This is a genomic window from Mesorhizobium sp. M7A.F.Ca.CA.001.08.2.1, assembly GCF_003998455.1.
Lineage (GTDB): Bacteria > Pseudomonadota > Alphaproteobacteria > Rhizobiales > Rhizobiaceae > Mesorhizobium > Mesorhizobium ciceri.
In genome coordinates this window covers 1-9484 of the sequence record NZ_RZPW01000168.1, presented here as the reverse complement: position 1 = coordinate 9484, position 9484 = coordinate 1, and the positions used below count along the sequence as shown (strand labels likewise).

Genomic DNA, 9484 nt, shown 5'->3' with positions numbered 1-9484 from the left:
GATGGGGACCATCCTTGCCGATCGTCTTCACGCCGATGGCGATGCCGGCGCAATTGATCAGGATACGCGGCTCGCCAAGCTTGGCGGCGACGTCGGCGAGGGCAGCAGTCCCACTGTCGGCGCTGCTGACGTCGCATTGGACGGCAATACCGCCGATCTCGGCCGCGACCTTGGCCGCGCGGTCAATACCGACATCGAAGATGGCGACGCGGGCTCCCTTGGTGGCCAGCGCGCGCGCCGTTGCCTCGCCAAGGCCGGAGCCGCCGCCGGTGACGATCGCGATCTGGCCGTTCGGGTTCATGACGTCATCCTTTGATCTCAGGAACAGTGGACGGATCAGGCGCCAGATCGATGGGAAAGGTCAAGCCATCGCCGCGGTAGGATCGGTCACCCTGGCCTGATCGGCGTGGCAGACCTCGCCCAAGAGCCTGGCGACCGCACCCGGCGCGATCTCGTGCGACAGCAGCCGGTCGAGGTCGACGGGGCGCGGCATCGAAATCTGGCCGCGCGGAATCCGCTTGAAACCGAGCGGCCCGTAATAGGGCTCGTCACCGACCAGCATGACGGCAGGTGCGCCGGCCCGGGCAGCGGCCTCCAGCGCGATCGCCACCAGCCGGCGGCCGATGCCGAGATTCTTGAAGGCCGGCCGCACGGCGAGCGGCCCGAGCATCAATGCGCGGCCGGCACCGGCGGCGATGCGGGTCATGCGCACCGAGGCGACGACGATGTCGCCATTGACGGCGACAAAGGACAGCGAGCGCTCGTGCCCTCCGGCCTCACGAATCTTGTAGGCGGCCAGCACAAAGCGGCCGGGCCCGAAGGCTTCGTCGTTGATGGCTTCGATCTCGGGGTCGTGCGCCGGGGTTTCCGGCAGGTATTTCACGTCGGCAAGGCTCATGGTCTTTGCGGTCCGGTACAAGGAGGAAAGGTTGCTGCAAACGGCAGCATTCGCCAGTCAGCGCTTCATCAAGCGCGGGCGCCCTTTCGTCGTCGGTCAAACCGGATCAAAGCAAAGTCGAACATGCGGATTGTCCGCTAGCATCAATTTCCCGCCGCTGCAATCGGCCGTTTCTGTCCGTCATTTCTGCCAAGTGACGGTCTGTTCAGCACCTGACGTCTTCGACAGGGCAGCCTTGCGCCTACATCAACCAACAGGACGCAAGGAGATTCGCATGGGATTGCTGGTCGAAGGAAGATGGCAGGACCGCTGGTACGATACGGCGGACAATGGTGGCAGGTTCGTGCGGGCGCAGTCGCAATGGCGCGACTGGATCACCGTTGACGGGGCGCCCGCCGAAGGCCGGACGCGCGGTTTCAAGGCCGAGCCCGGCCGCTATCACCTCTATGTCTCGCTTGCCTGTCCGTGGGCCCACCGGACGTTGATCTTTCGCGCGCTGAAGAAGCTGGAGGGCATCATATCGGTGTCCGTGGTGCATCATTTCATGGGCGCCAACGGCTGGACGTTCGTAGCTGAGGACGGCGCCACGGGCGACACGCTCTACGGCCTCGACTTCCTGCACCAGATCTATGCCAAGGCCGATCCCGCCTATTCGGGCAGGGTGACTGTGCCGGTGCTGTGGGACAAAAAGGAGCAGACCATCGTCTCCAACGAGTCTTCCGAAATCATCCGCATGCTGAATTCAGCCTTCGATGAATGGGGCGACGCCAGCTTGGATTTCTATCCGAAGGCGTTGCGCGGCGAGATCGACCGCATCAATGCGCTGGTCTATCCAGCCATCAACAACGGCGTCTATCGCGCCGGCTTCGCCAGCACGCAACGCGCCTATGAAGAGGCTTTCGGCGAGCTGTTCTCGGCGCTGGATACGTTGGAGGAGCGGCTGGCAAAACAGCGCTATCTCGTCGGCGGTCGTATCACCGAGGCCGACTGGCGGCTGTTCACCACGCTGGTGCGCTTCGATCCGGTTTATGTCGGCCATTTCAAATGCAACCTGCGCCGCATCGCCGACTACCCGAACCTGTCCAACTATCTGCGCGATCTCTATCAGGTCCCTGGCGTGGCCGGGACGGTGAACATGCATCACATCAAGGCTCATTATTACGGCAGCCACCAGACGATCAATCCGACGCGGATCGTGCCTGTCGGACCGGATCTCGATTATGGCGCACGGCATGACCGGGCGCGCTTCGAGAAAGCGGCGGCCTGATCTACCAGTAGGGCGAGGGCTGCTCGCCGTCAAAAACCTCGGCGATCCGGCGCAGCGTCGCCGGCGTCGTGCCCTGCGGCAAGCGGTCGAGCGGGAAGAAGCCGGCTTCGGCGATCTCGTGGTCCGGCAGCTTCGGCGCCGTCTGGCTGAAATGCTCGAGCAGATAAAAGCCGACATGGTCGCGGTGGCTGGAGCGGCGGTTGAAATGCATCGATTTGAGCACCGGCGGGGCGGTCAGAGCGATGTTGCCTTCCTCGGCCAGTTCACGGGCCAGCGCCTCGTTCATCGTCTCGCCGACTTCGACGCCGCCGCCGGGAAGCTGCCAGCCCGGTACATAGGTATGGCGAATAAGGAAGACGGATCTGGACGCTGTGTCGTGGATCAGGCCGCGCACGCCAAGCGTCATCGGCCTCCGCAGCACGAAATAGAGATGGAACAGCCTGGCCCTCAACCCTGGCCAGCCGGTCTGGCGGAAGGCATCTTCAGGGCTCGTCATTGATAGCGAAACCGTGGGTGGAAAGCCGCGCGCGGGTCGCCTATGAAGGTTGTATGTTCAGGCTCGCGCATATTTCCGATGTCCATCTGGGGCCGCTCCCCGATGTATCCTATCGCGATCTCGCCTCCAAGCGCGTGCTCGGCTATGTCAACTGGCAGCGCAACCGCCGCCGCCATATGCATGATGCGGTCATTGACACGATCGTCGCCGACATCAAGGCGAACACGCCTGATCACCTCGCCGTCACCGGCGACCTGGTCAATCTGGCGCTCGACGGCGAGATCGAGATGGCCAGGCACTGGCTGGAGACGCTGGGGCCGCCGCATGATGTTTCGGTCGTTCCGGGCAATCACGACGCCTATGTGCCGGGCGCCTTCGACAAGGTCTGTCGGTCCTGGGCGGCGTGGATGAGCGGCGACGGCGTCAACACGCCGGTCGACCGCAACGCCTTCCCCTATCTGCGTGTACGCGGCAATGTCGCGCTGATCGGCGTCTCGACGGCGCGCGCCACGGCACCCTTCATGGCCAATGGGTTTTTCATGGAAGGCCAGGGGGATAGGCTCGGCAAAATCCTCCAGGACACTGCCGGACAGGGGCTGTTCCGCGTCATCATGATCCATCATCCGCCGGTGCGCGGCGCGGTCCCGCAGCACAAGCGGCTGTTCGGCATCGCCCGCTTCAACAAGATCATTCGCCGCCATGGCGCCGACCTTGTGCTGCACGGCCATTCGCATCTGCCGTCGCTGTTCTTCATCGGCGGTCGAGGCGTCAGGATCCCGGCGGTCGGTGTCGCTGCCGCCGGCCAGGCGCCGGGTGGCAAGCACCCGGCGGCGCAGTATAATCTGTTCGACATTGACGGTGAAAAGGGAAACTGGCGGATCCGGCTGACACGGCGCGGCCTGACCGGGCCGTCCATACCGCCATCCGATCTGCAGACGGTGGAGCTTGGCGCCGAGGCCGCTATGGCCGCAAATTGACAACCATGGCCACGATGCGGTCCCAGAACAGGACGACCGACACCACAAGGCCGACCAGTGCGCCGGCAGCGACCAGGCCAAGCCCGGACAGAAGGGCCGACCAGCGTTTGCCGCGCTCCGTCGCGCGCAGCGGCGGTTCGGCTTCTGGCACATACGCACGTTTCAGGCCGGCGACGGCGGGTTCGACGCCGCCTTCCAGCATCCTCTGACGCTCGACGATGCGCTCGGCGACATAGCGCGTCACGGAATCGGCAACCGATTTCATCTCAGTGGATTCGGCAAGCACCACCCGGCCGATGCGGGTGTCCTTGAGGAAGCGATAGGTGCGGCGGTCGCGCCCCATGGCGACATGGCTGATGGCGTCGATCCACAGGCGCGGCTGCAAGCCCGACGAGACGACAAAGTCGAAATTGTCCATGTCGGCCGGAACATCGGCAAAAACCGGCGCCAGCTCGGCGGCAAGCAGATCGAGACGCATGCGATGCGCCTCGCGCATGTCGACGACGACATCGTCGCGGTCGGCGAAGGCATTTTTGACATCACGGATGGCATCGGACAGTTTCTTCGACTGGTCGATGGTCTTCTCGCCTGCTTCCTTCATCGGCGTCTGCCTCGTGGGTTTGGTTAACACTGGGTTAACACAGCCGCCGGCAAAATGCACTGGCGAGATCGACGGCGTCGGGATGCTCAGGAGGGTCGTCGTGCGCGAAAAGGTCAGCTTGCTGCTGCGGCGAATTTCTGGCGGTGCGGCCTGGCGCGGCGGCTGGTGTTGCGGCGAATGATCTCGGCAACGAGGTCGGGTGCTTCCTCGGCCAGCATATGGCCCGCCTCCAGCACGTGGTGCACGTGAAAATGCGCCGGCAGGTCATCCGCCTGGGTAAAGGGCAGCACCGCATCGCTGGTTCCCCATGCCACCATTACCGGCATGTTCAGCCGATCGAGGCGATCGTGCGGGATGACGCCTTGCCGATCGTCCACGGTCATGGCGGCCGCGATCCCGACCAGCTTTTCGAGTTGGCCGGGTCGCCTGCGCATTTCCCAAAGGATGTCCACCGTATGTTCGAGCGGCAGGGCAGAAGGTCCCGACATCTGGGAGAGGCAGGAGCGGATCTCGGACCGATCCGCGGCTTCGGCATAGCGGCGCAACAGCGGCCCGTTGATTTCGGGGCCAAGGCCGCCCGGCGCCAGAAGCGTCAGCGAGGCTATCTTTTCGGGCTCGGCCAGCGCCATCAGCGCCGCCACGGCACCACCCATCGAGTGGCCCACGAGATGAACGCGCTTCAGCCGACGCTCCGAGAGGTCGGTCAGCACGGCCTTGGCCGCCACCCTGGCCGGACCGGCGGCGGGAAAGTCGAGCGACATCCCATGCCCAGGCAGATCATAGGCCAGCGTATGCGTGGAAGGCGTCAGAGCGGAAATCACCTCGCGCCATACATCGTGGCAGCCGCCGAAACCGTGCAGCAGGACGATGGCCTTCGAGCCAACACCCTCTTCGGCGGCAAAAAGTGATGCGGTCATGAAAGCTGATTTTTTGTTATTGCAGAATGCGCGACACCAATCGTGGCTGAATTGCTCCTAGTCCGACATGATGACCAGTAAAATTTTCGCGATTTGTACGGTTGTGTACAGAACTTGGGGATCAATCGACTTTCGGCGATCGGAGCGCAGTAAATCCATCGGGACACGGCGCAGCCAGTCCGCGGACGTCGATGGTGTCAGCTCGGGCTGCCGAGCCCGGCAGCGCGCAGTGCCTGAACCAGCCGGGCGGTCAGGTCGGCCGGATATTTCCGCTCGACGAAAGTCGCCCGCGGATCGGCGGCAAATTTGGGGAACTCGGTGGTCAACTGTTTCAGCAGCGTGCTCACCAGATGGTCCTGTCCGGCAGCCTTGGCGCCGATCAGCCGTGCCGCCAGATAGTGTGATTTCGTTGCCGTCGTTCTCAGTGCCATGCTGGCCGCGACTGCCTTGTTCGTGTCGCCGAGCATGAGCTCACCGACGAACAGCCCATAGTCCCACCATGTCGGGTGTCCGCTGAAGGTCTCCGCCGCATGATCGAGGATCGGCGTTCCCTCGGCGTATCGTCCGGCGAAGATCAGCCCGTAGCCGTAAGCGGCGGCCATGCCGAGATCGTAGGGGTTGAGTTCATAGGCCTTGCGCATCCAGCGGATTGATTCGTCCGTATTGCCGAGGCGCGAACTGACATAGCCGTAGGCGCGATGCGCATAAGGGCTGGTCGGACCCATCTGCACGCCGCGATGGGCAAACTCGACGGCTGTTTCAATCGTCGCGTTGGGCGGATAGGCGTAATGATCGGACACCGCCTCGAGATGCAGGGAAGCAAGTTCCGAATAGACGAGTGAGGACTTGGTTCCACCATTGGCCAGCTTCTCGAGGCAACGATAGGCCGCCTCATGGGTCCTGGCGTTCTGGTCGAGGTAATATTTGCCGTTGAGCAGCAGGCACTGCGTCAGACCGTTTGGCGTGCCGGTCTGCTCGATATAGTTGTAGATGGTGCCGGAGGCGGGGAGTGCCGAGCTCAGCATGTCGGCAATACGGTCTTCGACCGCCGCAGGTGCGCTGTCGGCAGGGGTGAGATTGCGCGATAGAAGCACCCGTCCGGACGCCATGCTTTGCAGTTCTATCGTGATATCGCCCGCGTCCGGTCCGGGCAGGATGTCGAATATGAAGCTCGCAGCGTCGTCGGCTGGATCGTTGACGGTGTCGCGACCAATGAAGTCGATCGTATCGAAGCCACTCAGGCCGGCGCGCAGCGATGCGGCGACACGGCTGGCGTCGGGGCCGTCAGCCTTGAGTCCGATATAGACTTGCGGCAGGGCGTCAGCCCTTGCCGACGATGTGATGCTTGCGGTTGCGCCAGCGGTCTCCGGCGTTGCCGAGATGTCGCCGCCTGCCAGCAAGGCAGTGCTGCCCTGGCGAAGGATCAGTACGCCCAGCATGGCGATGACCAGGGCGATCGCCATCCAGAAAAAGCGGAGATGGCGCGCCACCGAGGGGGCAGGCGAAGTCAGTACGGAAGTCAGAGACATCGCCTCCGGCGTGCCCGTGCCGGCTTCGTTTGACCGATCGGCGGATGCGGCGCCGTCCAGCCTGAGTTCGGGAACAGCCTCGGCAATATCCGGCAGGCGGATCGCATTCGATTCATAGGCAGGAACATAGCCGCCGCGCGGAATGGCGATGCGGACCGGTTCGGCAATTCCCTCATTGGCGAAATAGTGCTGCAGAAGCTCGCGCAGCCTGCCTGCCTGCACCCGCACCACGGCATCGGTGGACGGGTCGAAATCGCCGTCCTTGCCGAAAACATCCATGGCAATGGAAAAGCCCTTGAGCCTGTCGGCTTGGCCGGCCTGTTCACGTTCGACAAGATAACGTAGCAGCTTGCGCGCGCGTTCGGATCGGCCGAACGTTTGGCTGGCAAGCAGTCGCTCCAGTGTCTCGCGCACTGCGGGGGCGGCAGGCGTGGCATGCTGCAAGTGTCGATCCTCTCGAAGTCGGCACAGGTTGAGGCGCGATCATATAGGTCCCGCACCACCACACAAGTATACACCCCATTATGCGATCACGTACCCACCGGATAATTCCGCGGTGGTTAACGGCCCGAAAGGTCGGAACCGATCACCAGATTGGGACGGTTCCGATCTTTGTTCCCGTCGGGCGTCAGCCGGCTTTTTTGCCGACGATACGGTTGGCGGCGGACATCACTGCTTCCAGCGAGGCGGCGACGATGTTGGTGTTGATGCCTGCGCCGAACAGCTTGCCGCCGGGATATTCCATCTCGACATAGGAAATGGCCGACGCGTTCGAGCCGCGCTGCATCGAGTGCTCGGAATAGTCGAGCACCGACATCTCGACACCGAGATGACGTGACAGCGCATCGACGAAGCCGTCGATCGGGCCGGTGCCTGTGCCCGATATCGTCAGTTCCTTGCCGTTGTCGAGGATGACCGCCTCGACGACGCGCCGGCCCTTGATCTCGGTGCTGGGATAGGTGTGGTGATCGAGGAATTTCAACCGCGCGCCGGGCTGGTCGACATAGGTCTCGAGAAAGCGCTCGTAGATGCGCCTGGCCGGCACTTCCTTGCCCTCGGCATCGGTGATCGCCTGGATTTCCTGGCTGAACTCGATCTGCAGGTTGCGCGGCAAATTGAGGCCGTAATCGGCCTGCAGCACATAGGCGATGCCGCCCTTGCCGGACTGCGAATTGATGCGGATGATGGCTTCGTAGCTGCGTCCGACATCGGCCGGGTCGATCGGCAGATAGGGCACTTCCCACAGGCTCGTATTGGCCTTCTTCAGCGCCTTCATGCCCTTGTTGATGGCATCCTGGTGCGAACCGGAAAAGGCGGTGTAGACGAGTTCGCCGACATAGGGGTGGCGCTCGGGGATCTTCAACTGGTTCGAATATTCATAGACGTCCTTCATCCGGTTGATGTCCGAGCAGTCGATCAACGGATCGACACCTTGCGTGTACATGTTCAGCGCCAGCGTGACGATGTCGACATTGCCGGTGCGCTCGCCATTGCCGAACAGCGTGCCTTCGACACGGTCGGCGCCGGCCATCAGGCCGAGCTCGGTGGTGGCGATGCCGGTGCCGCGGTCATTGTGCGGATGCAGCGAGACCAGCAGGTTCTCCCGGTTGTCGAGGTTGCGGCACATCCACTCGATGCGATCGGCATAGATGTTGGGTGTCGACATCTCGACCGTCGAGGGCAGGTTGATGATCAGCTTGTTGTCAGCGGTCGGCCTGACGATCTCGGTGACGGCGTTGCAGATCTCCAGCGCCACTTCCAGCTCCGTGCCGGTAAAGCTTTCCGGCGAATACTCGAAACGAAAGCCTCCGCCGGCCTTGGCCGCCATGTCGGTGATCATCTTGGCGGCGTCGGTGGCGATCCGCTTGATGCCGCCGACGTCCTTCTCGAAGACGACGCGACGCTGCAGCTCGCTGGTCGAATTGTAGAAATGGACGATCGGGTTGGTGGCGCCCTTCAGCGCCTCGAAGGTGCGGGTGATCAGCTCCGGCCGGCACTGCACCAGCACCTGCAGCGAGACATCGGCGGGTACGTTGCCTTCCTCGATGCACCAGCGGGCAAAGTCGAAATCGGTCTGGGAGGCCGACGGGAAGCCGATCTCGATCTCCTTGAAGCCCATGTCGAGCAGCAGGCCGAACATGCGTGCCTTGCGCTCATGGCCCATAGGATCGATCAGCGCCTGGTTGCCGTCGCGCAAGTCGACCGAGCACCAGATCGGCGCCTTGTCGATCACCTTCGAAGGCCAGGTGCGATCGGTGAGACCGACGGTCGGATAGGGCTGATATTTGCGGGCTGCGTCGGGCATGCCTTTGGCCGAATCCGTGTCGGCTACCGCGGCATCGGAGCGGATCTCTTCTCGTGCGTTCATCGTCGTTTCTCCCGGCGGCTCATGGATCCACCTTCAGGTGGATTGATGGCGAGCGGCGCCTTTACCAGAATTTCGTTCGCTTGATGTGATTGCCAAGGAGCATGCGCTTGCGCGGCGGTTCGACCGCCGGGCGCTCCTTCAGCGAACCCGGCGATCGCCGATAAGGCCGAGAAGAAGCAGGGTCGAAGCCAGCGCGCGCACGGTCTCGCCGGAAAAACCGGTCGGACGGGAAGCGTTGCTGGCGCGCGTGTTCATGGCGGATCTCTTACAGGAGCGGCTTGTGGGAGGCAAGTGGGCCGCGGGCCGTGTCGTAAGCACATGAGTTGTCCGGATTAGGTAGCACGTGAGTTGTCCGGTTTTATCGCCAGCGAATGGAGGCTGGGGATGAAGCGGGCCGCAGGCCGTGCAGGACAACGAATCCGGGTTAACGG

The 9484-nt window shown here is 63.0% G+C and carries 9 protein-coding genes; 2 read left to right on the top strand and 7 right to left on the bottom strand.

The genetic code is table 11. The features are described from left to right. Positions 1-301, bottom strand: a 301-nt coding sequence (locus EN914_RS12685; protein WP_127389102.1) for an SDR family NAD(P)-dependent oxidoreductase, incomplete at its 3' end; no start/stop codon positions are given. Between the two features lie 60 nt (positions 302-361). Further along, positions 362-898, bottom strand: coding sequence for a GNAT family N-acetyltransferase (locus EN914_RS12680; protein ID WP_013529917.1), 537 nt, complete (start codon positions 896-898; stop codon positions 362-364). A gap of 274 nt (positions 899-1172) precedes the next feature. On the opposite strand from EN914_RS12680, the gene EN914_RS12675 reads away from it, so the two are divergent. Next, positions 1173-2165 (top strand): glutathione S-transferase family protein, encoded by a 993-nt coding sequence (locus tag EN914_RS12675; protein WP_024504510.1) that lies wholly within the window; start codon positions 1173-1175, stop codon positions 2163-2165. Between the two features lies 1 nt (position 2166). On the opposite strand, the gene EN914_RS12670 is transcribed toward EN914_RS12675, so the two are convergent. Further along, positions 2167-2661, bottom strand: coding sequence for an NUDIX domain-containing protein (locus EN914_RS12670; RefSeq protein WP_013529919.1), 495 nt, complete (start codon positions 2659-2661; stop codon positions 2167-2169). A 53-nt stretch (positions 2662-2714) separates the two neighbouring features. Here EN914_RS12670 and EN914_RS12665 point away from each other — a divergent pair, with 53 nt between their 5' ends. Next, positions 2715-3638: a metallophosphoesterase gene (locus EN914_RS12665; RefSeq protein WP_013529920.1), complete on the top strand. Its 924-nt coding sequence runs from the start codon at positions 2715-2717 to the stop codon at positions 3636-3638. Here the strand turns inward: EN914_RS12665 and EN914_RS12660 are convergent. The 4 genes from EN914_RS12660 to leuA form a co-directional block, all read right to left on the bottom strand. After that, positions 3622-4239: a hypothetical protein gene (locus tag EN914_RS12660; RefSeq protein ID WP_013529921.1), complete on the bottom strand. Its 618-nt coding sequence runs from the start codon at positions 4237-4239 to the stop codon at positions 3622-3624. The two genes, EN914_RS12665 and EN914_RS12660, sit on opposite strands and share 17 nt — an antisense overlap. Before the next feature lie 113 nt (positions 4240-4352). Next, a complete protein-coding gene (locus tag EN914_RS12655; RefSeq protein ID WP_024504511.1) occupies positions 4353-5156 on the bottom strand; it encodes an alpha/beta fold hydrolase in 804 nt (267 codons plus the stop codon). A 197-nt stretch (positions 5157-5353) separates the two neighbouring features. Beyond that, the gene (locus EN914_RS12650; protein WP_024504512.1) at positions 5354-7129 is read right to left on the bottom strand and encodes a M48 family metallopeptidase; all 1776 of its coding nucleotides are present in this window, start codon (positions 7127-7129) and stop codon (positions 5354-5356) included. A 184-nt stretch (positions 7130-7313) separates the two neighbouring features. Further along, positions 7314-9053, bottom strand: a complete 1740-nt coding sequence (leuA, locus tag EN914_RS12645) for a 2-isopropylmalate synthase (RefSeq protein WP_032899463.1) — start codon at positions 9051-9053, stop codon at positions 7314-7316. Positions 9054-9484 lie beyond the last annotated feature (431 nt).

Coding starts and splice junctions, on each gene's coding strand:
- EN914_RS12680 (WP_013529917.1), bottom strand. CDS start 898: ATGAGCCTTGCCGACGTGAAATACCTGCCGGAAACCCCGGCGCACGAC.
- EN914_RS12660 (WP_013529921.1), bottom strand. CDS start 4,239: ATGAAGGAAGCAGGCGAGAAGACCATCGACCAGTCGAAGAAACTGTCC.
- leuA (WP_032899463.1), bottom strand. CDS start 9,053: ATGAACGCACGAGAAGAGATCCGCTCCGATGCCGCGGTAGCCGACACG.
- EN914_RS12665 (WP_013529920.1), top strand. CDS start 2,715: ATGTTCAGGCTCGCGCATATTTCCGATGTCCATCTGGGGCCGCTCCCC.
- EN914_RS12655 (WP_024504511.1), bottom strand. CDS start 5,156: ATGACCGCATCACTTTTTGCCGCCGAAGAGGGTGTTGGCTCGAAGGCC.
- EN914_RS12675 (WP_024504510.1), top strand. CDS start 1,173: ATGGGATTGCTGGTCGAAGGAAGATGGCAGGACCGCTGGTACGATACG.
- EN914_RS12670 (WP_013529919.1), bottom strand. CDS start 2,661: ATGACGAGCCCTGAAGATGCCTTCCGCCAGACCGGCTGGCCAGGGTTG.